19 protein-coding genes and 4 tRNA genes are annotated in these 25,397 nt (G+C 46.4%); 10 read left to right on the top strand and 13 right to left on the bottom strand.

The features are described 5' to 3' along the window. Positions 1-29: 29 nt before the first annotated feature. From HPS55_RS05960 to HPS55_RS05920, 9 genes are all read right to left on the bottom strand, one after another. Entirely contained in the window at positions 30-638 is a 609-nt protein-coding gene (locus HPS55_RS05960; RefSeq protein ID WP_172175164.1) for a thiamine phosphate synthase, read from the bottom strand. A 238-nt stretch (positions 639-876) separates the two neighbouring features. Further along, the gene (locus HPS55_RS05955; RefSeq protein WP_172175167.1) at positions 877-1,806 is read right to left on the bottom strand and encodes an Rpn family recombination-promoting nuclease/putative transposase; all 930 of its coding nucleotides are present in this window, start codon (positions 1,804-1,806) and stop codon (positions 877-879) included. A gap of 404 nt (positions 1,807-2,210) precedes the next feature. Further along, positions 2,211-4,178, bottom strand: coding sequence for a transglutaminase domain-containing protein (locus HPS55_RS05950; protein ID WP_172323417.1), 1,968 nt, complete (start codon positions 4,176-4,178; stop codon positions 2,211-2,213). A 34-nt stretch (positions 4,179-4,212) separates the two neighbouring features. Continuing rightward, positions 4,213-6,135, bottom strand: a complete 1,923-nt coding sequence (locus HPS55_RS05945; protein WP_172175176.1) for an O-antigen ligase family protein — start codon at positions 6,133-6,135, stop codon at positions 4,213-4,215. Beyond that, complete coding sequence (locus HPS55_RS05940; RefSeq protein WP_172175179.1) at positions 6,120-7,325, bottom strand: zinc metalloprotease; 1,206 nt, start codon at positions 7,323-7,325, stop codon at positions 6,120-6,122. Before HPS55_RS05940 ends, HPS55_RS05945 begins: the two co-directional genes overlap by 16 nt. Before the next feature lie 16 nt (positions 7,326-7,341). Continuing rightward, a complete protein-coding gene (locus tag HPS55_RS05935; RefSeq protein ID WP_172175182.1) occupies positions 7,342-9,633 on the bottom strand; it encodes an outer membrane beta-barrel protein in 2,292 nt (763 codons plus the stop codon). An 81-nt stretch (positions 9,634-9,714) separates the two neighbouring features. Further along, positions 9,715-9,912 carry a hypothetical protein gene (locus HPS55_RS05930; protein WP_172175146.1) on the bottom strand — a complete coding sequence of 66 codons (198 nt, stop codon included), beginning with the start codon at positions 9,910-9,912 and terminating at the stop codon, positions 9,715-9,717. 65 nt (positions 9,913-9,977) lie between these two features. After that, complete coding sequence (locus HPS55_RS05925; RefSeq protein ID WP_172175185.1) at positions 9,978-11,312, bottom strand: radical SAM/SPASM domain-containing protein; 1,335 nt, start codon at positions 11,310-11,312, stop codon at positions 9,978-9,980. A gap of 13 nt (positions 11,313-11,325) precedes the next feature. Continuing rightward, positions 11,326-11,694 (bottom strand): hypothetical protein, encoded by a 369-nt coding sequence (locus tag HPS55_RS05920; protein WP_172175188.1) that lies wholly within the window; start codon positions 11,692-11,694, stop codon positions 11,326-11,328. Between the two features lie 287 nt (positions 11,695-11,981). On the opposite strand from HPS55_RS05920, the gene HPS55_RS05915 reads away from it, so the two are divergent. From HPS55_RS05915 to HPS55_RS05870, 10 genes are all read left to right on the top strand, one after another. Next, positions 11,982-13,682 carry a coiled-coil domain-containing protein gene (locus HPS55_RS05915; protein WP_172324748.1) on the top strand — a complete coding sequence of 567 codons (1,701 nt, stop codon included), beginning with the start codon at positions 11,982-11,984 and terminating at the stop codon, positions 13,680-13,682. A 13-nt stretch (positions 13,683-13,695) separates the two neighbouring features. Continuing rightward, positions 13,696-14,850, top strand: a complete 1,155-nt coding sequence (gene nspC / locus HPS55_RS05910; protein WP_172175194.1) for a carboxynorspermidine decarboxylase — start codon at positions 13,696-13,698, stop codon at positions 14,848-14,850. A 103-nt stretch (positions 14,851-14,953) separates the two neighbouring features. Beyond that, positions 14,954-15,026, top strand: a tRNA-Gly gene (locus HPS55_RS05905). A gap of 48 nt (positions 15,027-15,074) precedes the next feature. Then, a tRNA-Leu gene (locus HPS55_RS05900) sits at positions 15,075-15,156 on the top strand. A gap of 29 nt (positions 15,157-15,185) precedes the next feature. After that, positions 15,186-15,269, top strand: a tRNA-Leu gene (locus tag HPS55_RS05895). 14 nt (positions 15,270-15,283) lie between these two features. Then, positions 15,284-15,356: transfer RNA gene (locus tag HPS55_RS05890), tRNA-Gly, on the top strand. Positions 15,357-15,417: 61 nt separating this feature from the next. Then, positions 15,418-15,963 carry a hypothetical protein gene (locus HPS55_RS05885; RefSeq protein ID WP_172175197.1) on the top strand — a complete coding sequence of 182 codons (546 nt, stop codon included), beginning with the start codon at positions 15,418-15,420 and terminating at the stop codon, positions 15,961-15,963. 40 nt (positions 15,964-16,003) lie between these two features. Beyond that, positions 16,004-16,369, top strand: coding sequence for a single-stranded DNA-binding protein (locus HPS55_RS05880; protein WP_172175200.1), 366 nt, complete (start codon positions 16,004-16,006; stop codon positions 16,367-16,369). 13 nt (positions 16,370-16,382) lie between these two features. Then, a complete protein-coding gene (gene gldE, locus HPS55_RS05875) occupies positions 16,383-17,702 on the top strand; it encodes a gliding motility-associated protein GldE (RefSeq protein WP_172175203.1) in 1,320 nt (439 codons plus the stop codon). A gap of 375 nt (positions 17,703-18,077) precedes the next feature. After that, positions 18,078-19,169, top strand: coding sequence for a FimB/Mfa2 family fimbrial subunit (locus tag HPS55_RS05870; RefSeq protein ID WP_172175206.1), 1,092 nt, complete (start codon positions 18,078-18,080; stop codon positions 19,167-19,169). Positions 19,170-19,323: 154 nt separating this feature from the next. On the opposite strand, the gene HPS55_RS05865 is transcribed toward HPS55_RS05870, so the two are convergent. The 4 genes from HPS55_RS05865 to HPS55_RS05850 form a co-directional block, all read right to left on the bottom strand. Beyond that, the gene (locus HPS55_RS05865) at positions 19,324-19,767 is read right to left on the bottom strand and encodes an RpiB/LacA/LacB family sugar-phosphate isomerase (protein WP_172175209.1); all 444 of its coding nucleotides are present in this window, start codon (positions 19,765-19,767) and stop codon (positions 19,324-19,326) included. Between the two features lie 137 nt (positions 19,768-19,904). Then, on the bottom strand, positions 19,905-21,923 hold the full coding sequence (locus HPS55_RS05860) for a transketolase family protein (RefSeq protein ID WP_172175212.1): 2,019 nt from the start codon (positions 21,921-21,923) through the stop codon (positions 19,905-19,907). Between the two features lie 55 nt (positions 21,924-21,978). Then, positions 21,979-23,547: an alpha-N-arabinofuranosidase gene (locus HPS55_RS05855; RefSeq protein ID WP_172175215.1), complete on the bottom strand. Its 1,569-nt coding sequence runs from the start codon at positions 23,545-23,547 to the stop codon at positions 21,979-21,981. A 167-nt stretch (positions 23,548-23,714) separates the two neighbouring features. Further along, positions 23,715-25,313 carry a xylulokinase gene (locus HPS55_RS05850; protein ID WP_172175218.1) on the bottom strand — a complete coding sequence of 533 codons (1,599 nt, stop codon included), beginning with the start codon at positions 25,311-25,313 and terminating at the stop codon, positions 23,715-23,717. Positions 25,314-25,397 lie beyond the last annotated feature (84 nt).

Here is a 25,397-nt window from a genome sequence, read left to right as displayed (position 1 = left end):
TCTGCTTCGTTTCTATCATCGTTTTGAGGTCAGCCTACAGCCTTTCTCACTTTCTCGAAGTGAGCTATCAGTTCCTTATAGTCCAGCTCCTTGTGTATGTCGAATCTGTTCCAAAGGTCACCGCATATCACAACACCGCCGAATCCCAAATCCTTTGCCGCACGTATGTTGTCAAGGTTCATGCCTCCGAGGGCATACACCCGTTTGTCTATCAATCCTTTTTTCGAGGCATCGCGCAGTTCCTCATACGTGAACGACGCCTTTTCCTCGGGCATGGACTGGCAGTCGAAGATGTTCCTCAGAAATACGTAGTCGCATTTTCTCTTTGCCTCTTTCAGGTCTTCAATCCTGCGGCATGTGCGACTGAGCCGTCCTTTGTATTTCAGGGGTGTTTCGGTCGTAGAGTCCTCGATGTGTATGCCTTTCAGGCGATATTCTTCCTTAAGATAAAAATGGTCGTGCACGGAAATTTTGCTGTAGAAGTCTTCCGACAGCAGGGTGAGCAGGCGTTCCGAGTACATTGGTGTGGCGTCCGGTTTGCAGAGATGCAGATTCTCCATCCCCTCATCGAAAAGCGATGTGAGTATTTTGTCTTCCTCCACAAAGAATGTGGGTTTGGTCATGATTATGAGTTTCATCCGAACAGTCTCTTTTCGGTGTGCAAACTTACACATTTTTTTCGACTTATCAGTCTGTTTGTCCCAAAAAGTGTTGTGTCGTGCGTTATCTTTTGATGCAATAGCAACATCTGCCAGACTTAGTTACAGACACATATCCGTTGGCAAATGTTGTTATACCAACAATAAAAACACAGGAAAGTCGTTTGAGTCTCGTATTCTCATGAAAACTTTCCTGTGCTGTTGCATGACAACCATATTACAAAACATTGATATCTTCTATTGAGAGTCCTGTCATCACGGCTATTACAGTTGGTTCCATGCCGTGAGCTTTCATGCGTTTGGCCGTATCCATTATTCCTTCAGCTCTTCCTTCAGCTCTTCCTTCAGCCATTCCTTTTGCTCTTCCTTCAGCCATTCCTTTTTCATGCCCTTTTTCGTGTCCTTCGGCAAATCCCTCCTGTTTTGCTGTGTCAAGCACGTCGTTCTGTACCATGATTGCGTCTATATGCCGGTCGTATGCAAGTCGATCTTTTTTGTTCATCGACATATATTGCAGCCGTTTGCGTGCTTCCCCGAGCCCCGGAGCCGTGGTGTTTTCTTTTATGTGGCCGTTCTTCAGATAGTCGAGCCATTCTTCAAGCGGTGTTGTGGCCACTTTGTTGAACTCGTTCACACGTATGATGAAATATTCCGGGAAGATTTCTTCCGGTGCTTTCATGCGTATGGCGTCGCGCTCCTTGCTGTTCACCACGAGAGTGTCTGCCGTATGCACTCCCCGGAACGTGGTCCGGCCGTGATAGAGATAGTCAGCTCCCTGTCCGAGGTCGAAATAAAGGATGTTTATTGAGTACACCTTCTTTACCTTGTCGTATTTTTCGCCCAACGATATATGTTCCGTTATGGCTTTGGCCACACCGTATAGAATGCGCTCGAGATAATATAACTCTCGTGTCAGTTGTATCTCGACGATGATTATCTCGCCCTTGCTGTTGGTCGCCTTGATGTCCACGCGGTTGAACTTGTCGTACATGTCCTCTTGATTGCCTTCGCTTTCAAGTATCTCCGTGATGTGTATCTGTTCGTTGAGAAGAACGGTGACAAGTCCTTCAAGCACTCCGAAGTTTGCCTTGTCGCGTAGCATGCGCTTGGCAGCCCAGTCGAAACGTATGTATTTGTTGTCGCACATATTCAGAATAGAATGGTTTCGTTAATTATAAGATTTGTGCAAATATAGTCTGTTTCGGTGAAACGGCAAAACTTATTACCCAAAAGTTTTGGTTCCGGATACACAATGGTAACATCTTTTGAACGATATCAGCAGTCTTGTCGTTTCTTTTCTTACATATCTTTTATGTTATACGGTGCAAAACGTCGTTTTTCGTCCAAAGAGGCGGAAAACGACGTTTTGTCTTTTAATAGTGTTGACAATATGAAAGTTGAATGATTATAGCAGATTTCTGCTTGTCTTGCTATTCAATCCAGTCTTTATTTCACTCTAAAATAAGTTATTTTGCAAAGCAATATAAGTTATATTACCGACCAATATAAGTTATATTGCTTTGTAATATAACTTATATTGGTTTATCATGTTTACCACCACACCTGCTTGTCACCGTCCATTGTGAACGGGCGCTCCTCGTTGCCACCGTCCATGTCGCGTAGCAGATATAACATGCCTTCCGGTATATTCGTGAAATTCAGTTCATGCTCCATTGGAAACCTGATTCCGATCTGCCTCCATCCGTTATCCCAGCAGTACAGCTTGTACATGTGGCGGGGGATTATGTAGTTTGTGTCGCTGCGAGGGTAGAATTTTATCCTTGTTATATAAGCCTCGTAGCCTTCTCCCAGGTCGAGCCCCACATATCCGTCCTCGTTGGCTTTTTTGTCGAAGTATGTAGCCGGGTCGCCATCTATGGCATGTTTATACGGGTGTCGTGTGTCTATAGTGGGCTTCGGGCCTCCTATCACCCGTCCTATGAGCGGTACCTCCGGGCCGTCTGCCGTTCGCTTGCCGTAGAAACGTATTTCGGCCAGACAGCTCTTGTGCTCCTTGTCCACAGTCCATCTCACGTATCTGTATTTCTTCTTGCAGATTATGGATGTGTCGTTGATGTCTCCCGGAATCCTGTCTATTGTCATCAGCCGGTCGGCACGATCGAAACCGGCATTGTCGGCGCCTTCCACCCATGTGCGGTGCAGTTTGCGGGCATGGAAGTCCATGCGCTTGAACCGCGGATATTTGCGTGTCAGCTTCATGTCGCGTTTGTTGTTCCCTATCGGTCGGGTCATCTCTACCTTTCCCGACTCCGTGATGGTAAAAGGCTGCGACGCTGCATAGTGCTCGTTCTTCTTTTTGTCGTAGAAGGCCATTATGGCACAATTGCCTCCTATAATGTTCTTGAACTCGTACACACCGTCGCCCACATGTTTGCCGTAGTCCACCGATGTCCACAGCCTTTTCGTATTGTCGTAGGCACATATCAGGGCATATTCCGGATACCCGTGTTTTTCTGCCTCCTCAGGTATGGCCTTGATACGTATGGTGTGTGTCTTGAAATACTTGTGCGACACGTCGATACGGTGCTCGTTGGTAAGGTCGTAGGGCATAGTCTCCTTGGCTTTTTTGTCCACGGGATTAGTCTTGTATGTCCGTCTGTACACCTTTATCGGCCTGTACGTCAGACGCAGGTTCTTGCCTGTCAGGGCATCGAGCGCACACTCTGTAGTGCTGTCTTTCATCACCGTCACCCAGCAGTGGCCTCCGCTTCTGTTGCCCCATACGTCCACCTCGTCTATCGTGGCCGGAATGCCCAGTGCTCTCAGCACGTGCACGTAGTATTCGCAGATGTGCATGCACGAGCCGCGGCGCATTTTCTCCATCCTGCTTACGGGTATGGAGTATGGAAACTGCCACATCAGTTCGCTGTTGCTGTAGCCTTTCTTTTCGCGCAGCACCTTGTTCATGGCTTTTTCTATCGACTGTATGTCGGTAAACATAGTGTCTCTCATGCCCCTGTATTCCTCCCAGAGATGACGGCGGCATGTGGGTTCAAGAGCTTCGTTGCCTATACGGTAGGGCAGCACATATTCGCAGAACATCCTGAAGTCTTTCGTCACGAGCGAGTCCGGCACACTTTGCCATGCTTCGAAAGCCGCGTCGATGTTTTCAATGAGAACATCCGACAGGGCCTGGTCTGTATCCATTCTTCTCAGAAAGTCCTCGGATTTGAGCGGACCGCTATGAACCTCCACGCTGTCCCATATGTGCTGTAGTGTCATGGGAGAGCTCTCGCCATGGTAGCCGTGGCGCTCGAAATACTTTTCAAACCTGTTGAAGATGGTGTCATAGCGTATCCATCCGTCGCCCACCATTGTGAAGTGCTCGTCCATGTTGTCTGTCAGAAATTCGGCGGCAGCCAGTTTCCGCTCGTCGCTCCTGTAGTGCAGCCTTGTCTTTTGTCTGTCGATGTATGGCCACATGATGTGGCATACGAGTGCCACCAGTATTGCCGACAATATGGCACAGACAATCTTTAATGTTTTTTCGCTGATCATAATATTGCTCTTTCTTAAGTTTTATTGATAGTGTTTATTGATTTCTCTTTGCAGGTAATGTCCCATACCATTCCATGCACTTTATCTTGTAGCCGGCATCGGTCAGAGACTCGATGTCGCGTTGCGGCTCGGGTGGTGTGCCGTTGTCAATGTCGGCAAACATGCCGTGTTCGAGCAGGGTGTAGCGTCTGAGATAGAGCCGGGCCGTGTTCTCCTCATTCCGATGGCTGTGCATTACAGACAGCCAAGCCCATGGTCTTGAAAATGTGGGCAGCCGCGTCACGGCCTGTTCCAGATAGCGGTATGCCGTTCCCGGCTCGCCCAGCAGCATTGCCGCCCGTCCGTATTTTGCACATTCTATGGCGTCTTCCGGTTGTGTGCATGTGATGGTGTGTATCACTTCGCGGCTCACCTTCCGGCTGAACTCGTCGTCATCTTGTTTCAGTTTGTTCCAATAGTCGGTTTCGAGTATGCGTGGATGGCGCAGCACGGCTGCGGCCAGCTCGTGTGCGGCCTTTTCCGGTTGTCCGTCTTTGCGGTACCTTTCATATATTGTCCATCGGTATACCAGTATGTCGGGATAGTCGGAGGCCAGCCGTTGCAGCGCCGGCATGTCATCGGATTGTACGGCCCGGTCGAATATTGTGCGGCTGTCCATGCGGCTCTTGGATATCTCCTGGCATCCGTTGCTTTTGCAGGCCATTCCGGCGTATATTATTCCCGCCCATGCCACGGCCGGTATTCCGGCTGCTATCCGTGCCGTTGGTCCCGGCTTGGCCTGTCCGGAATCTTTCTGTATATATGCCAGCAGTATCAGTGCCGATATGCGCGTTATGTCCGATACGAAAAAGGTAGGGAACGTCTGCTCCTTGACGAAATATCCTGCCATAGGTATGAATACGGCCCACATATTGTGACGTCCGGACCTGACTGTCCATATCATTATGCAGACAATAAATGTAATATAGATTACCATTCCCGGCCATCCGCCTTCTACCGATACTTGTGTGAAAATGTTTGGCGCATACGATGTATGACTGTCGCTGCGCCCGTTGCCGTGCATGTAGTAGTCTTTGGCCAGCGTGTAGGTTCCGGCCCCGGTGCCCCAAGGATTTTCTTTCACGATGTCACGTGCCTGTTTTATGGTACTGATGCGCCCGGATGTGCTCCGTTGTTGCGATGTGGTGCTGTTCATGCTTATGGCCGTATCTATATCACTTTTATATTTCAGATACAGCCCGGCGGTGAGCAGGGCATAGCACGACATGATAATGACGGCATGGCGCTTCGTCGTTGTCCTTAGCAGCAATACGAGCATTGCCGGCAGGCATATTGCGGCGGCTATGTATCCGCCGCGTGAGAATGACAGTACAATCATTGTCCATACCATACAGCCGGCAACAAGCGCCATGAGTCTTACCCGTCGTGACCGGCATTCGGCATATGTAGCCACGGCTATGCCGCCCCACAGCCACATCAGTGCGTTCCACACGTTGACGGGCTGCCCAAACGGGGTGTAGAGAAACCTGAACTCGTAGAGCGACTCGAAGTCCACAGCATATACTTTGTCGGCAAACATGCCGAACTGAAACAGTGCGGCCGCTGTCATCATGACTATTCCGGCGGTGAGCACAGCCAGCATCCGGCGGCCTGCCGCCCCGTATAGGGCAAAGATAGTGCGGGCCGTGAAGTAGATGAGCACCGAGGCGGTCAGTCTGCTTGTGGCCGCCATGCTGCCGATGGGGTTCACCGTCGGTGCGAGCATGCCGTATGCCCATAGCGCCACAAGACAGATGTCGATGGGTGTGGGGCGTAGTGGTCTGTGCCACCAGCATACTCCGAGCCACACGGCCGTAAGCAGCGGGAAGATGTGGAACGGGTCTGCCATGTAGAACAGTCGCGCTATATATACTGTCAGGATGAGCACACATCCCGATATGCTTATTGTCTTTTCCATGCAATGATGTGTTTGAACAAGGGTCGTACCATGCGGTATATCATATAGGTGAAGAATACGAGGAACATCAGTTGCAGGCATATCTGCTGCATGTCGTTCCATTCCGGCATGCGGTGGTACGACAGATCGGCGAGTACGTCCCGGAAGCGCGTTGGGAAAGTGTCGTAGAAACGCACGAAGAACATAGGTATCACATATAGGAAGTAGAAGCCGAAAAACAGGCTCACCACCACCGTGTATGCCATCAGGCTGTAGCCTGTCCACCGCGGCAGCGACAGCAGATAGGGTCGTGTGTGTGGCTCTTTGCCGCGCATTTTCTGCCATACGTAGGTAGTCCATTCCTTGCCTTTCTGCCTCAGGTTGGCCACGCCGAGCATGTCGGTGACCATCCAGTAGCCGTCGAACTTGAAGAACGGGTTCATCGTGATCAGGAAGTTCAGGTTCATCAGCACTATCATATATTTCAGCAGATTGCTGCCTGTTGCGATTGCAGCTGAAAGAAGCGGTATGAGCAACAGCATCTGAAAGTATACTCCGCCGAAGTTGACCACACACCGTTGACGGCGCGACAGTTTCCATATGTGCGACACGTCGGTGTAGAACACCGGCAGGTTGAGATAAAGCCCAAGACCTATGTTGCCGTGCGGAGCACCGTAGTGGCGGCATGCCGAGGCGTGGCCGAACTCGTGTGTCAGAGATGATGTCACGAGAAAGAGATACATGCCGATGATTATGTATATGTCGATGGGGGTATGGTTGCGCGTGTCTTTGAAGAAAAGGAAGTATGCCGCGTCCAATGCTGCGAACAGACCCGTCGCAACGGCCATCACCCATGGATGGAACAGGCGGCTGAACATGGTGGAGTATCGTTCGACAACGGCAGCCGGAATAAAGTCTTTGCTGTATAGAAAAGACTTGCGTTTGTTGCTGCCGCCGGCATTGCCGTTGCCGGCTGTCTTTTTGTCCATGGAATCCATAAATGCCGTTATCTCTTCTTTTGTAGGTCGTCCGCCATGTTCGTCGACGTATCGCCCGACGCTTTCGTCGCTGTCACCGTGTTCGCGCAAGTATGTCAGCAGTTCGGCGGCATCATGTCCTATCTCGAAGAATCGCCCTTCGGTCTCCAATAGGTAGGTTTCGTTTGTCGAGCTTGTCGAAAAAGCCTGTATCGTTATCTGTTGCAGATTCATTGTCGTGCTTTGTTTGTTATTGTGATATTGTCGTCTGGTTCACGTCCTCCACTTCGGTTGTGTCAAACTTGTGTTTCTTCTTGCCGAAGGTGAAGCGGTGGCTTATCCTTATATATCCATAGTTGTCGGTTATGCGTGGGATGCGTGACGATGTGTATTGTTCGTATTCTCCGTTTACAAGTGTTGAGCGGGCTGTTGTTTTGAACGGGTTAGAGTATGCTATGCCAATGTTCCAGTTGTTGATGCTGTAGCTTAAATTCATATCAAGTTGGGCTGATTGTTTTCTTCTTTTTCCAGACAAATAATCCCATCCTTTGGTTGGTGATATGCATCCTATCCATGCTCTCCATCCTTTGTGTTGAAACCGCAGACTACCGGCAACATATATGTCATTGTGCATCTTGTCATTAAGATCTGACCAATATCCAAGGAACAAAGCCCGCATATAGATGGTATTGGGGATTATTTCATAATCGAATCCGGTTTCGTAGTGCAGCGACCAGTTTTTCTTTATATTGATGGTCTTGTTGACAAATGTTCCGCGTTCGTTGTCGTATCTTATTGTTTTAAAGTCAGAATTAGGGCTTGTCCTTAATACTAAATAGTCTATCCATGTGATTCTTTTTGATATTTCCCAGTCGTGGTTTAAAGTGGCATTGTATGAAACATAGTCTTTCAATTCCGGGTTTCCCACAAACATCTCATATTCGTTTATTCGATATTCGTCTCCTGTCCGGTTTGAATTGCTTGCTTCATGGCTTCTTGATGTGGCCGATAGGTTGAGCGTATGTTTTTTCAGCATCCATGTCATCCTGAGATATGGAACGAAGAAAAAGTCATCAGTCTCTTTGCCTCCGGTCGTGATATTAGTCATATATCCTGCAAGATTTGCCTGTATGCTGAATTTCTTTCTTATGCTATATTTGTATGTCAGGTTAACTTTCGTGTTGTTCTTGTTGAGTGTCAGGTTGTGTGTCGTGCCGTTGCGCATATTTTCATCTTCTGTATGTGTGCGGTTGTGATTTATTGTCAGATTTAACGACGATTTCTTGTTTATTGTCTTCGTGTAGTTTGCCGTAGCGTTCATGTAGTAGCTGTCTTCCAAGGTTCCATTACCGTAGCTTGAAGTTACGGTCTCGTCCGTGCGACTTTCATACCATCTGTTGTAATGATTGTTTCCATAGCTTCCGTATGCCTCTATGCGTAGACGCTGTTTGTGAGGCAGGCTGATGCTGTATTGCAGCTTCATTGACGGACTTATGGATTGCGAATTGGAGTGTTCCTGCCTTGTCAGTGTTGCAGGTATATTACTGTAAGTCTGTTTGTTATATGTATCTGTTTCGCCTGACTTTCTGTTGAATCTGAGCGATGCGTGCAGGTTTTGTTTCTTGTCTTTATAAAGATAGTTGGCATAGGTGTTGAAACTGTTGTCGTCCGATGGCGACGGCAGCTTGTAGTCGGTTCTTGTTATTGTTTCTTCCGGAAAATGATATGTTGTCGTATTTACACCCTCATCGTGTTTTGTGAAATGATTGTATGAGCCGGAAGCAGATACCGTGAATTCTGATTTACCTTCAAAATACTGTACGGTGGCTTTGCCGTTGCCGTTCGGACGATTGTTGTGCAGAGCGTTGAAAGCCACGCTTCCGGCATAGTCGCGTTCTTTCAGTATATAGTCGAGCACAGCGTATGCATCCGGGTATTCTGGAGTGCCTTGTGTATATAGGTCTATACGTTTGATGTCTTTCGGATTCAAATCCTGAACTTCGTCTTTTGAAACTTGGCGTCCGTCAATACAAAGCAGTACATCCTGATTGTGGTAAGCAACAGTTGAGTTGAAAGTATTGACGTTAAGTCCCGGTATTCTTACGACATCGAGTGCGCTGTATCCGTCATAAGCATGGCGTATCTCGTCCTTTGTTGGGAATATCATGGTTTTATCTTCTGTTCTTATTCTGTTGCTGCTCAGCACGGTCACTTCTTGCAGTTGTGTGTCATCGGTTCCCATGGCAATGTCTCCAAGACGTATGTGTTTTTCGTCGGTAGGGTTTATGGTTATGGCTGTTTCTTTATATCCTATATAGTTTATATTTATCTTGCCTGCATTTTTCTTCTCAGGCACTTCCAATTTGAATTCACCTTTACTGTTTGTTGTGGTTCCGCAGATATACATATTGCCGGAATAGCATCGTACGGTGGCTTTTATCAGGTCGTTTTTCTTGTCGTCGGTGACATGGCCTTCGATTATGGTTTGGGCTTTGGCTATTGATGCTGTTAGGAATAATATATGTATGAATATATATTTCATAATTATCAGTGGATATTTTTTAGGATAAGAGGGGAAATGCAATTTGATTGTATGTTCCCCTTTTTGCTTAAAAGTTGAAGACTATTTTTGAATTGATAATTCACCACAAGTTACTTTTATTATGCAAAGACCTTGAAGGTCTTTAGGGCTTTCCGGTTCGCCGCCCAATAATCCGCTTATGGCCAGAGGGTCTGTTTCCATTCTTTGTTCCAACTCTTCTGCATACAGGATAGTTAATCCTTCATTCAATGAATGCAACTCTGTTTTTTTCTTTCCCATAGTTTTTTTGTTAAAAATTTGTTGTTTTGTTAATTATATGTAGATATTAATATCTACGTTTATATTCATTTTTTCTGTGTTTTAAAAGCTTTGTTTACGGAAGTTCTGATAAGGTCTTCCATTCTCAGGCATCTGTTGCTTTTCAATCGGGCGGCAGGGCATCCTCCACTACACAGCAAAGCATATTTACATTTGATACAGTCTTTTTCGAGCAATATGCATTTTCTCCACATATCCATGATTTCGTTATTCCATATTATCTCGTCGCCTTTATAGCATCCCAATCGGTGTTCTTTTCTGTTGACAACTTCCCAACAAGGATATATATATCCTAACGGGTCTAACACAAATCCTTTTGTTTGTGAATTGCAATAAGTAGAGCGGAATAGCAGTGGTTTGCCGTTATTTATGGCTGAGCTTATCTTGTTCGACAGGCCATAATCTTGGCAGATATAGCCGAGATCCAATTTGTCTAACTTTTGTACGTATTCGGTTTGTGCCAGATATTTGTATTCGCTTTTTTCCCCTTCTGAATAATCCTGCAAGCGCGCAGAATACATGCTGAAGAGTTTATTGCCGTTGTAGTGTAACTCATCAAACATGCTGTTGAGTTTCTTTATGTCATCAATGTTGTCACGGTCTGTATTTACACGTACAGCCACTTTTACGCCTTTTTCAAGAGCAAGACCAATGTTTTCCACAATCTTGTCGAATGTGGGTATGGCGCGGCAATGCAATCGGCGGGCATTGTGGCGTTCACGAACCCCATCAATGGTAATTTGCACAAATCGTATGTTTTCCAATAAGTCTTCGTAGTGGTTGAGATCGTATCCGTTTGTGATGGCGGAGAATGTGAATCCGAGCTCCTTGCCGCGTTTGATAAAATATGTAACAGCTTCCTTGTTCTCTTTCATCAGAGGTTCTCCACCATAAAGTGTTATTTCATTTGACCGTAGTTTTTTGTCGGGTGCAATTGTTTCTATTGTCTGATACAGTTTGTCGGTCATTTCATGTGTAAATGTGGTTGTGTCCCGCCTTATACCTTTCTCAAAGCAATATGGACAGCAGAAATTGCAATCATAGCTCATCACGACTGTAAATCCACTTCCCAAAATAGTTTCTTTTTTGAATAGCGCTTTTGCAAACTGTTCCACATATTCCGTTTCTTCTTTGGCTGTTCTTGTAGTGATGTAACCGCGTTTCTCGAGTGTTTCTTGTGTCGTCTCTGAACACGGGATGTCACTCTTCTTGAAGATATTGTGGCTTTCGAGAAAAGCCACAATATCTTTGTTTACCACGTCTATTGCTCCTGTATATCCATGTATCATGCACGCACAGTCGGGCTCGTGGTCGAGTTCGGTCACGATGGTGTATGATGAAAGTCTGTAATCCTTGTTCATTGCTGTTGTTTGATTAGTGTATTCTGATAGATTCTGTGGCATCGGTGCGGCCATCCATTTCTACTACGATGTCGAAGTCGCGTTCCATAGGATTGTCGGTTATGTCATAGCTGATGGTTGTGCCGCTGCTTACCATGTTGCTGTCTGTATATACAAGCTCCTCGTTCTTGTATATTTTCACTACAACATCGTCCGATGCCTTGTTGAACTCGATGTTAACAGTGTTGTAACCGTCGAAGTCGATAACAGTTGTTGAGTCGGTCTTGACGACATTCTTGTCGGCATCTACTGTTCTGTCTTTTTTTGTTATAGTAGGTCCTGCCAATACACTAAGCGATATGGCAAATACGGCCATTGTCATTATAAAAATTGATTTTCTCATTGTCTCTAATCTTTTTGTTTTAGATTTGTTTTTTTATTGTTCCTCAGACATCGATGCTTTTCTGATTTCGGTGCAAAAGTATAACTAATGAGTTTTACAGGCAAGAAAAAACGAATGTTTTTGAAATGTGAAATTACATTAACACTTTTAGCAAAATCTTGAATATCAATGCTTTATTTAAAATTGCGACATCAAAACGGGGTGAAATTGTAACAAATGCAGGCCGTAATATTTGGCATTTTGATTGAAAATATATAATTTTGCGGCAAAATTTTTAATGATAAAAAATGAAGAAACTATTTATATTACTAATCTTCGCGTCCGTTGTTTGGGGATGTGGCAAAAATGCTACCCACAAAAATCTGGAAACGATAGACTCCCTGATAGGGAAGGATCTTATAGATTCGGCTAAAACTGTGATAGGCGGGCTGAGTATAGAGGATGTGGACGACAAGAGTGTGTTGGCCTATTATAACATGTTGAGCTATCAGATAGAATTCCGTTTGGGAAACATTCCGGAAAACGACTCTCTTATAAATTATAGTATAGACTATTACAAGGCCCGGAACGATAAAGAGAAACTTACGCGCTCATACTATTATAAGGGGCGTATAGTTTATAAGCGGGGACTGTTGAAAGAAGGTGTGGTATACCTGAAAGAAGCGGAGGAATATTCAAAAGATATTGATGATTATGTACTGAAAAGTAGAATAGAAAATATATTGGCAAATTGGAACTTATATGGAGGAGAGTCTGTTTTAGCGCTTGTACATGGTAAGCAAGCTGTAAAATATGCTGAGTTGTCAGATGATAAAGAACGGTTGTTGTACAGTCTCACAAGTTTGATGGTCATTTATGAAAGTTTAGATATGGATGACAGTGCCCGGTATTATAAAGACAAATGCCCTCCACTTATTCCATATATACCGGAGAAAGATAGGGCGGTATTTTTGGCAAATATGGCAAATGACTATGCAATCATTGGAACAGAGAAAGCCAAAGATTATGCCTTTCAGTCTTTGAAGATAAAAGAGTTGGCCAGTACTTATCGTGTTTTGTCCGATATATATATAGCGGAGAAAAATATGAATGAGGCAGAACGGAGCTTGAAACGCGGCCTGGAGATATGTGATGACGACTTGCAGATGGAGGTAAATCTGCTCAACGACATGAGCGAGCTAAAGCACCTTGTAGGGGAGACAGACGAGGCTGCAAGGCTGTCGAAACGTGTGATAGCTATGAGTGACAGTCTGCAACGTAAATGGGATAACGACAGTATAAAGGAAGCCCAACATAGGTTTAAAGCCCAAAAGGATTCTCAAAATTCAAAAGACAAGATTTCGGAAATATCCATAACGGCATCAGTGATTGTTGTTGTGCTGTTGGTCGGTTCTTGTATTGTTGTGTATTATAATGTTCGGAAACGTCGTAAGGCGAAATTGATTATAGACGGGCAACAAGAGCAGATAAATGACCAGCAGGAACAGATAAGCAGCCAACAGGACAAGATAACAGATTATGAAAAAGAGGCAGCTGTCGCTGCGCGTAGGATAGAGAAGCTTGCCGACAAGGAGCAAGAATACAAGCGCGCGGCTGACAACCTGCGTCGCAACATGAAGAATATGGAGAAGCGTCACGACCGCAATATTGAAGAGGCGCAGCAGTGTATGGCTGAGCGTGTGGCAAAGGGGCACGAGTTATGGAAAATTCTGTATAGTGGAGGAAAGATGGTGGCGTGGACCAAGGAAGAGCGTGACCTGTTTATCGAGTATTACAAGACCATAAAGCCTGAGTTTGCCCGCCAGTCGTCTTTGTCACAATCTATGCTTTTTTATAACATGCTTCTGGATATGGGGAAGACGGAAGAAGATATCTTGGCAATAATGGGACTGACGTTAAGTGCCTTGCGCACGATGAAGTCGAGGATGAAAAAGGAGAATACGGACAATCAGGATGGTCAGGATAATCAAGACAATCAGGTTGTATAATCACTGAAAAGCAATGAACAATACATTCGGCAACATAGACACACCTATATATATAATAGAGGAGGAGCGCTTGCGCCGCAATCTGGAGCTGATAGCCGATGTGGCCCGGCGGGCTGATGTGGAGATAATTTTGGCTTTCAAGGCGTTTGCCCTGTGGAAGACTTTTCACATATTCCGCGAATATATAGGTTCGACCACAGCCAGTTCGCTGTGTGAGGCACGTCTGGCGGCAGAGGAGTTCGGAGCTCCTGCCCATACTTATTCTCCTGCATATACTGATAGTGAGATTGACGACATTGCACGTTGCTCAAGTCACATCACGTTCAACTCGCTCGCTCAGCTGGAGCGTTTCGGCCGGCGTGTACGCGATGTGAATCCAAATGTGTCGTGTGGTCTTCGTGTAAATCCGGAGTACTCGGAGGTGGGCACGCTGCTGTATAATCCGTGTGCTCCCGGCACACGTTTCGGAATTACAGCCGACAGACTGCCGGATGTGCTGCCAGACGGTGTAGAGGGGTTTCATTGTCATTGCCACTGTGAGAGTGGGGCCGATGTGTTTCAGCGTACGCTTGTTCATATAGAGGAAAAGTTCGGACGATGGATGCCGCAATTGAAATGGATGAACTTTGGAGGCGGTCATCTGATGACCCGGTGTGACTATGATGTGGATTTGTTGGTGGAACTGTTGACGGGACTGCATCGTCGTTATCCTGATCTGAAGATAATATTGGAACCGGGCAGTGCTTTTGCATGGCAGACGGGGCCACTTGTGGCGCAGGTGGTGGATGTTGTTGAGGACCGTGGCATAAAGACGGCAATACTTGATGTCAGTTTTACGTGTCATATGCCTGATTGTTTGGAAATGCCGTATCAGCCAGAAGTGCGCGGAACCGAACAACGGCCGATGGAGGCTGCTGCAGAGGATTGCACATATCGTCTTGGCGGTAACAGTTGTCTTTCGGGCGATTTCATGGGGGCGTGGCGGTTTGATGTTCCGCTGAAGCCGGGTGACCGTGTGGTTTTTGAGGATATGATACATTATACTACTGTGAAGACGAATATGTTCAACGGTATAACACATCCGGCTATCGGAATACTCCGTTTGGACGGTGAAGTGGAAATTTTGCGCCGATTCGGCTATGATGACTATAAAAAACGGATGGATTAGGCGCTTTTAGCAAAAAAAATGCTGAAAAGTTTTGGCGGTTCGGAAAAAATAGCTACCTTTGCAACCGCAATCGAGAGAGATGCTCCTGACAGTCAGGATGAATGCGGAAATAGCTCAGTTGGTAGAGCACAACCTTGCCAAGGTTGGGGTCGCGGGTTCGAGTCCCGTTTTCCGCTCACATTTTGAACAAAAAAGAGTGTTGGAAGCTGGTTTCAATGAAATTTGCCCAAGTGGCGGAATTGGTAGACGCGCACGTTTCAGGTGCGTGTGTCGAGAGATGTGCAGGTTCGAGTCCTGTCTTGGGCACTCTTTTTTATTCAACATGAGTAAGTGTTGGAGAGGTGGCGGAATTGGTAGACGCGCTACTTTGAGGGGGTAGTGTCAATTGCGACGTGGGAGTTCGAGTCTCCTCCTCTTCACTCTTTTTATTGTTGCGGAAATAGCTCAGTTGGTAGAGCACAACCTTGCCAAGGTTGGGGTCGCGGGTTCGAGTCCCGTTTTCCGCTCGTTTTTTGAATGTTTCAGAAAAACTATTTTTAGGGTTATTTTAGGAAAACAACAATTCAAATGAATTTATATTTAAGATATTTCGACAGGGAGATTTTGGTTACCAATGTTGATGATGCCATATCTTTCTTATGCAATATTGATGAAATAGGTATGAATCCTATGCTTGAGGCTGACATACGTGAATATGTAGCCAGCGATGTGTATTATCCGAAACGTTACAAGATTCGTCCTCGCATATATTTCATAATAATAAAGACCGAAGCTGCCACAATGCTTGATTTCAAGGAGAAACGTGCATTGCATACTCCGGTGTCGTCTGACGAACGTAGCAGAATGCTTTCATCGGCAATATCGCGGCTGAATGAGGACCAATTCGGATGGTATGAGGGAGCTGTTGATTTCAAGCGTGTGCTTCAGGTGCCGGGTACAGGAAAATTTCAGTATCGGGATACTCACTTTGTGGCTCAGTGTAAAGCTGCATCCGGTATAGATTGCTATAACAGGATTATCGATCATCTGCGCCAGCGTGTAGACTCCCGAAGTCAGTTTCCTTCGGCAAAGGGTAAGAACTTCAGGTTCCGTTTCCTTGGGCTTTGCAAGTAGTATGTGTGGCATTGGGAATATATAAGTCTGTATTTATGTTATGAACAAGGTGATGCTTATCGGTAATGTCGGCAAGGAACCGGAGATCAGATACGTTGACCATGGGGTAGCTGTGGCACGTTTTTCTCTTGCTACCACGGAGAGAGGGTATACTCTTCAGAATGGCACTCAGGTGCCGGACCGTACGGATTGGCATAATATAGTGATGTGGAGGCGTCTTGCAGAGATAGTTGAGAAGTATGTGCATAAAGGAGATAAACTTTATGTAGAAGGGAGGCTTCGCTATACTACTTATGACGACAAGCATGGCAAACGATATAGCATAACTGAGGTGTGGGCAGAGAACATGGAGATGCTTACACCTAAATCGGTTGCAGACAATAAGTCGGCTGCTGATGTTAAATAGAATATAATGGCAGATGGTGGATATTGAACAGGTGTTGAGCCAGGTGCATTTCATGGCACCTACTATTGGTGTTGTCATCTCAGGTCTTTTGGCATGTGTGCTTTTAGTGGCTTCCGGATTTGCATCCGGTTCGGAGATTGCTATTTTTTCGCTTTCTCCTAACGATATTGACGAATTGGCAGAGGAGAAGTCTGATGGCGATGTCAAGATAATGCAGCTTAGGGATGATTCTGAGCGTACATTGGCAACAATCCTAATAACGAACAATCTTGTCAATGTGACCATAATCATGTTGTGTAATTATTTCTTTGCCCATCTGATTGATTTTGGTAATGCTTATTGGTTGCAATTCATTTGTATTACAGTTCTTCTGACATTTATTCTGCTTCTGTTCGGAGAGATTATGCCCAAAATATATTGCAGCCAGAATCCTTTGCGCTTTTGTCGTATGACGGTCAACGGCATATTGTTCTGTCGCAAATTGTTCTATCCTTTCGAGACAGTGCTGATTCGTTCGGGCATGTTGGCCGAGAAGGTAATGCAAAAGGAAAATCATGTGCTCAGTGTCGATGATCTTGAGCAGGCTCTCGAACTTACCGATAAGGAGGATATAAAAGAAGAGAAGAAACTGCTTGAGGGCATTGTGCGTTTTGGCGATGAGACGGCAAAGGAGATAATGACGAGTAGACAGGATGTAATCGATCTTGATTTTAAATCGTCTTTTCCTGAGGTATTAAAATGTATTGTAGACAATAACTATTCAAGAATACCTGTATATCAGGATAATATCGATAACATACGCGGTATATTGTATATAAAGGACTTGTTGCCCCATCTTGGCAAACCTGCTAATTTTCGTTGGCAGTCGCTTATCCGCCCACCTTATTTCGTTCCCGAAACGAAAAAGATTGACGACTTGTTGCGTGACTTTCAGGAAAACAAGGTGCATATAGCTGTTGTCGTCGATGAGTTTGGCGGTACGAGCGGAATTGTGACTTTGGAGGATATCCTTGAAGAGATAGTCGGTGAGATAAACGACGAATATGATGAAGATGAAAAGAGTTATGTTTGTGTGAACAGCAATACTTTTGTCTTTGAGGGAAAGATTCTTCTGAGCGATTTCTATAAAATCATGAAGGTTGATGCCGATGATTTTATGGATGAGAATTGTGATGCCGATACTCTTGCCGGTCTTTTGTTGGAGATAAAGGGTGAGTTTCCTGCTCTTCACGAGCGCATATCTTATAAGGGCTTCACTTTTGAAGTATTGGATATGGATGAGCGAAGAATATCCAAAATAAAGGTAGTTGTGGAAGAACAAAAGGAAGTTTGATATTATTTCATATTTTAAAAATTAACTTTATCATTTTTTTTCTTATTTAAAAGTTGATTATACGGATTATTATCCGTACCTTTGTCAAAGTTAACATTAAATACGAAAAATATATAAATCCTGATGAAGTGTAAGTTTTTTGAATCGTTTGCATTGTCATTTGTTATAATGGCAATATGTTTGACATCTTGTTCTAAAGATGTTATGTTGGAGAGTGAGGAAAGTGTTGAAGCTAACAGTACCTTGATTGTTAGTACTCGTGCTGAAGTTGGTGACGGTACTGATTTGAAGGTGAGTTATCCGGTTACTGTTTATATATTTGATGTGTCCGGCATTTGTAAATCGGTTTCTGTTTTAGATAAGGCCGGTGATGTATTGAAATTGAAACTTATGGAGGGCATGTATCATGTCTGTGCGGTAGCTGGTGCAGGAAGCGATTATGTTCTTCCTTCATTGGAAGATGCTAAAATGGAATCTGTGATAAGTCTTAAGCAGGGAAAGGAGCATGCGGACTTGATGTATGCGAAAAATTCGGTGGTGATATTGGCCGGTGAGACAAATAAGCTTGATCTGTCACTTGAGCGTAAGGTCATGATGATGCAGGAGGTGAAGATAAGCAATGTTCCGGAGACTGTGACTGGAGTTTCAGTTACGATAGCTCCGCTATACGAAAATCTATGTCTTGACGGTACGTATAGCGGGATAAACGGATCACGTACAGTGACACTGACAAACGAGTCTGGCACCGGTGTGTGGAAGAATACGGATGGAATTTATCTGCTTGAGGCTTCCGGAAATACAACGGTTACAGTGCGTATGACCGATGCCGAGGGTACAAAGAGCTATTCGTACTCGTTCAGCAACGGCTTGAAAGCCAATTACAGGATAAGGATAGAAGGCACCTATATATCTAAGGAAGGGATATTGCTCTCCGGCACAATGACAGGAGCGGAGTGGGCCGGTGAACGCATTATCAGTTTCAGTTTCAATGAGGATGGCTCGTCCGGCACGGGAACTGTTCCTGGGGGAGAGAATGTCATTGAAGGTGAAGCTCCGTTTGCGGGAACAATGTATGAAGGCTGCTATGTCTTGTCGAACAGTAAGAATGGCGATGGCAGCATTACTGTTGTATTGATGTCGGGCACGAATAAGTTTGGTTTGCAATTTGATGCCGGTGATCAGACTTCGGTTTCCTCAGCTGTCAGTCAGGCAATTGCAGAGCTTGCCGTTGATGGTATAGAAAGATGGCGATTGCCCTCGCTGGAGGAGGTAAAGGCTGTGGTTTCCGGTTATGATAAGATAAACAAAGTGTTGAAAGGAGCAGGAGCCGAAACAATTGTTCCGGATTTATCATTCTTTTATGTTACGGATGAAGGTACAATATCGAGCTATTGTGTGAAAGGAAATCCCGATTTTGGTAAGGCCACCCGTCTGCGGGCTTTCGCTACATTGATTTTCAAGCAGTAAAGTATGGGTGCGGCTCGCTTGTAAGTATGACTGTATATGTTAATCCCAAAGTGGGTGTTGCAGAATTGAATTGCAACACCCACTTTGGGATTATAAAGTTTTAAAGCGATTCATTCAACTTATATCATAAGCGTTGACAACTTTTCCGCAAGACTTATTTCTGTATAGGCATCTTTTCTACGCGCCGTTGGTGGCGTCCGCCTTCAAACGGCACACTGAAAAACTCATCCATAATATTCCCGGCCGTCTTGTTGTCAATGAAGCGCCCTGGCATGACGAGAACGTTGGCATCGTTATGCTGGCGGATAAGGTGGGCTATCTCCGGAATCCATGCAAGTCCGGCACGTACGCCTTGGTGCTTGTTGAGTGTCATGTTTATACCTTCTCCGCTGCCGCAGATACCGATACCGGGATAAACCTCTCCTTTCTCTATGCCTTCGGCCAGTGCATGGCCGAAATCGCTGTAGTCGCAGCTAAGATCGCTGTATGTACCGTAGTCTTTGTATGGATATCCATGTTCCTCGAGATACTGGATAACGAATTTCTTCAGTGGATATCCTGCGTGGTCACTTGCTATTCCAACTGTTTTTATTTCCATAGTGGTAATGTATGAAAGTACTTAAATCAAGGGCACAAGTCATACAGATTATACGGACGTCGCTTTTTCTTAAGGTTTTCAGAGTCCGTGCGGTATGTATGATTCGTGCCCTTGTCTGTTTTCAAAGGGTTGGTATATTATTCAGCCAAAAAGGCCTTAACCTGCTTGTAAACGTTGTCTCCTGTGTAACCAAGTTTCTCGTCAAGCACTTTGTAGGGTGCTGAGAATCCGAAACTCGGCATACCCCAAACGCGTCCGTTAGCTCCTACGAGACCTTCGAGAGTCACGGGCAGACCGGCCGTCATACCGAATATCTTGGAACCTGCAGGCAGAATGCTTTCCTGATACTCCTTGCTCTGGTTGCGGAAGAGACCTTCCGACGGCACGCTCACGATGCGAATCTTGATGTCATCTTTGCGCAACAGTTCGGCACCGGCAACGAGTGTGGAAACCTCAGAGCCGCTGGCAAGCAGAATAACGTCGAAGTTATCGTCGGATCCGGCAACTACATATGCACCTTTGCGGGCTTGCTCGTAGTCGTTGCCTGCGGGAAGTTTTGTGATGTTCTGACGTGAGAATATGAGAGCTGTAGGTGTCTCCACATTTTCCATAGCCATGGCCCAGCATACGGTTGTCTCGTCGGCATCGGCCGGGCGGAATACGCGTACACTGTCTTTGCCATGGTGATTCTTCAGTTTCTCCATCAAGCGAATCTGGGCTTCCTGCTCTACCGGCTCATGGGTTGGGCCGTCTTCACCCACACGGAATGCGTCGTGAGTCCAGATGAACTTGATGGGCACTTCCATCAGAGCAGCCATGCGGACAGCGGGTTTCATGTAGTCGGAGAATACGAAGAACGTTCCGCAGGCGGGGATTACACCGCCGTGCAGATACATGCCGATGCACATGCATGCCATGGTAAGTTCGGCAACACCGGCCTGGAAGAATGCACCATTGAAATCGTCTGCCTGAAGTGATGTTGTCTTCTTCAGGAAACCGTCGGTCTTGTCCGAGTTGGACAGGTCGGCAGATGCGCATATCATGTTGGGTACCTGCTCGGCCAGCACTCCCAAGCAGGCTGCACTGGCTGCACGTGTGGCAGAGTTCTCTTTCTGTACAAGAGCGCTCCAGTCCACCTTGGGAGCATTGCCGCTGAACCACTCTTTCAGTAAAGCGGCCTTTTCCGGATTAGACTTTGCCCATTCAGCCTCGGCAGCATGACGCTCTGCAACGATTTTCTTCAACTCATTGCGACGGTCGGCATACAGTTTTTCTACCTCGGGGAATATAACGAACGGATTTTCCGGATTGCCTCCAAGATTCTTTATAGTGTTTACATAAGCGTCGCCGCCGAGAGGTGCACCGTGAGTATTGATGCAAGCCTCATAGCTTGTGCCGTCGGCACGCAGCGCGCCCTTGCCCATGATTGTTTTGCCGATTATCAGTGTCGGGCGTTTCTCCTCTTTCTGTGCAGCCTTAAGGGCCTCGCGGATTTCGTCGGCATCGTTACCGTTGCATGTTATCACGTTCCATCCCCATGCCTTGTATTTGGCTTCGGTGTCTTCTTTCATCACTACGTTTGTAGGAGTAGACAGCTGGATATCATTGGAGTCGTAGAACATTATGAGGTTGTTCAGACCGAGGATACCGGCTATGCGGCCTGTGCCCTGCGATATCTCCTCTTCAACGCCACCGTCGGAGATGTAAGCGTAAATCTTATGCTGCATAGCTTCCTTGCCGAGACGTGCCTCGAGGAATTTCTCGGCTATGGCTGCACCTGCACCGAAGGTATGGCCCTGTCCGAGTGGGCCACTGGTGTTTTCGATGCCGCGTGCGAGATCACGCTCTGGGTGTCCCGGTGTGGGGGAATCCCACTGACGGAACTCTTTCAGCTCATCAAGTGTAAACTTGCCCTGCAATGCAAGAGCCGAATAGAGCATCGGTGACATGTGACCCGGATCCAGGAAGAAACGGTCGCGTCCTTCCCAATTGGGGTTCTCGGGATCGTAAACCAAGAACTCGGAGAAGAGCACATTGATAAAGTCGGCTCCTCCCATTGCACCACCCGGATGTCCCGAGTTGGCTTTTTCTACCATTGAAGCGGCGAGAATACGGATATTGTCAGCCGCTTTCTTCATAAGATTCTTATCGTTCATATTTTTCAGATTTAAATAAATCTATGTTTGTCAGAATATATATGTCACAAAAATACTATTTTATATTGAGAACGACGATTGATTTGGCTGGAATCTCAGCTGTCAATACGTTCTTCTTAAGTTTGGCTCCCTTGAAGTCGGCTGGTTTTACTGTTTTAGGATGTTCAAAGTCGTTAAAATCGGTGATGCTCTTGCATGCAAGTATTCGTCCGGTAACTGTCTTGCCTGTGAATCCGTCAAGATTGATGTCTATTTTCTGTGCCTTGTCAAGACTTATGTTGGCCAATGATATTATGACAGAACCGTCGGTCTGCTTGGCAGCCGAAGTGTTGAGAAGGGCTATTTTGCGGCCGTTTTTGGCGTGTTGGTCACCGCGTACCATGATGCTGTCACATTTGAAGTCCATCGGGAGGTATGTGGCTTCCTGAAAGCCCTTATACATTTCAAACACGTGATATGTAGGTGTGAGCACCATGTGTCCGGTTCCTTTCTGGTCGGTGAGTATCATCGACTGAAGAACGTTGACCACTTGGGCTATGTTGGCCATGCGCACACGGTCGGTATGGCGGTGGAACACATTGAGCGACAGAGCGGCTACAAAGGCATCGCGCATGGAGTTCTGCTGGTAGAGATGTCCGGAGACAGTGCCTGGTTCTTCGTCCCACCATGTGCCCCATTCGTCCACGAGCAGTCCTATCTGCTTCTTGGGGTCTTTCTTGTCCATGATGGCGGCATGCTTGTTGATAACATCCTCAATGCCGAGACATTTGCCCATTGTCCAGTAGTATTCGTCATCGTTGAACTTCAGAGCCGAACCTTTCGAGCCGCTCCATCCTGTCACTGTATAGTAGTGGAGTGACAGTCCGTTCATGCGGTGTCCGACGTTGTTCATAAGCACTTTCGTCCAGTCGTAGTCATAATCACTCGCTCCGCTGGCAATCTTGTAGAGTCTCGTTCCGTCGTATTCGCGGCAGTATACGGAATAGCGGCGGTAAAGGTCGGCATAGTATTCGGGGCGCATGTTGCCACCGCATCCCCAACTCTCGTTGCCTACTCCGAGGAATTTTATTTTCCATGCCTTGTCGCGGCCGTTCTGGCGGCGCAGCTTGGCCATTGGGGTATCGCCGTTACTCGTCATATACTCCACCCATTTAGCAAGTTCCTCTACGGAGCCGCTGCCAACATTGCCGCTGATGTACGGCTCGCATCCTAACATTTCGCAGAGGTTGAGAAACTCGTGAGTTCCGAACGAGTTGTCTTCTATAGTGCCTCCCCAGTTGTTGTTCTGCATCTTGGGGCGTTTGTCTTTTGGGCCGATACCGTCCATCCAGTGATACTCGTCGGCAAAACATCCGCCGGGCCAGCGCAGTACGGGAATCTGCAATGCTTTCAGGGCGTCAAACACATCCTTGCGGTAGCCGTTGATGTTGGGTATCTGTGAGTTCTCTCCAACCCAAAGACCACCGTAGATGCATGAACCCAGATGTTCGGCAAATTGTCCGTAAATCTCTTTGTATATCTTCTGGTTGCCTTGGCTGACATGGATAGTGGCTGTGGCGTTGTCGGCCATTGCCGATGTCGACAATGCCGTAATCACAGTAAGTGTAGTGAGTAGTTTCTTCATTGTATTTCTTTCATTATGCTTTATTATAATACGAATATATAGGTATTTTCCCGAAATAACTGTTGTCCGGTTGTCACTTGGCGGAGTGACGGTATCATTTTGACCGTGTGAAAATGTCATTAGGCCGTAGTGACAGTGTCATCTGGCCATAATGACGTTACGGTATGTTATTTCTTGTATTTCACGGCAGCTTCCTCTATGGGCAGGCATGCCTTGTAGTTTTCGATGTATGCGTTGAATCCGGCGACATCCTCGTCCGTTGGTGCGATTTCCACGCCGGTGTTTCCGGCGAATATCGTTTGGTCGAGATAGTCGGCGAGCGAAAGGTTATTTTCGTTGTTCACCAGATAAGAACCGAGCAGGGCTATACCCCATGCGCCGCCCTCACCGGCTGTTTCCATAACGGAGATAGGTGAGTTGATGGCTGCGGCAAGTATGCGCTGACCTACACCCCGGGTCTTGAAGAGGCCTCCGTGTCCGGTGATGCGGTCCACCTTCACCTTCTCATCATTGAAGAGAATGTCGTTTCCTATTTTCAGCACACCGACAGACGCGTACAGATTGGCGCGCATGAAGTTGGCAAGATTAAACTTGTCATTGGCGGAACGCACGAACATCGGACGTCCTTCGGCAAGACCTGTAACGGGCTCTCCCGATATATAGTTGTAGGAAACGAGTCCGCCACAGTCGGCATCGCCGTTGAGGGCATTGTTGTATAGTTTCTCGTAAATCATGTTCATGTCTGCCGGTATACCCAACAGTTCCTGATATTCACGGAACAGGCCGACCCATGCGTTGAGATCGGATGTACAGTTGTTACAGTGGACCATTGCAACAGGACTGCCGTCGGGTGTGGTCACCATATCAATCATTTCGTAAGGACGTGACAGGTCTTTTTCGAGAACAATCATGGAGAATGATGATGTTCCGGCCGACACATTGCCTGTGCGCTGACGTACGGCATTTGTGGCTACCATGCCTGTGCCTGCATCGCCTTCAGGCGGACAAACGGGGATGCCGGGTTTGAGATGGCCGGATATGTCGAGTTTCTTGGCACCTTCTTCGGTAAGGAATCCGGCATTTTCGCCGGCTTGTAATACCTTGGGAAGAATGTCGGTCAGCTTCCATCGGAATTTCTTCGGGGCTGTGAGTTTGTCAAACTTTGCCACCATTTCGGCTGAATAGTTTTTTGTATCAGGGTCGATTGGCAGCATTCCCGAGGCATCACCGATTCCGAGCACTTTCATGCCCGTTATTTGCCAGTGGATGTATCCGGCGAGCGTAGTAAGGAAGTCTATGTTGTCCACATGTTCTTCGTTGTTAAGTATGGCCTGATACAGGTGGGAGATGCTCCAACGCAGCGGAATGTTGTACACAAAAAGTTCCGATAGCTCTGCGGCGGCCTGGGCGGTGTTGGTGTTGCGCCATGTGCGGAAAGGCACGAGTATCTGCTGCTTGTCGTCAAAAGCCATATATCCGTGCATCATGGCACTTATACCTATGGCTGCCAGTATCTCGATGTCGGTATCATAGTCTTTTTTTACGTTGGCACGCAGGTCAGCATAGCAATTCTGTACTCCGTTCCATATAGCTTCAATGCTGTATGTCCACAGACCGTCAACGAGTTGGTTCTCCCATTCATGGCTACCTTGGGCTATGGGTTTGTTGTTCTCGTCTATCAGGACGGCTTTTATTCTTGTCGAGCCGAATTCGATTCCAAGTATGGCTTTGCCGGACTCTATGGTTTTCTTTGCTTCTATATTCATGGTTTTGCTGTGTTTATAAAGACCACGGAGACACTGAGGCAAGTGGAATGTTGTCTTCTCTGTGCTTCTGTGTCTCCGTGATTC

Origin of the sequence: Xylanibacter rodentium, from assembly GCF_013166575.1 — a bacterium.
In the GTDB taxonomy this organism is placed as follows: Bacteria; Bacteroidota; Bacteroidia; order Bacteroidales; family Bacteroidaceae; genus Prevotella; species Prevotella rodentium.
Note: the sequence above shows the minus strand (reverse complement) of the source record. Positions and strands in the feature narration are given on the sequence as shown.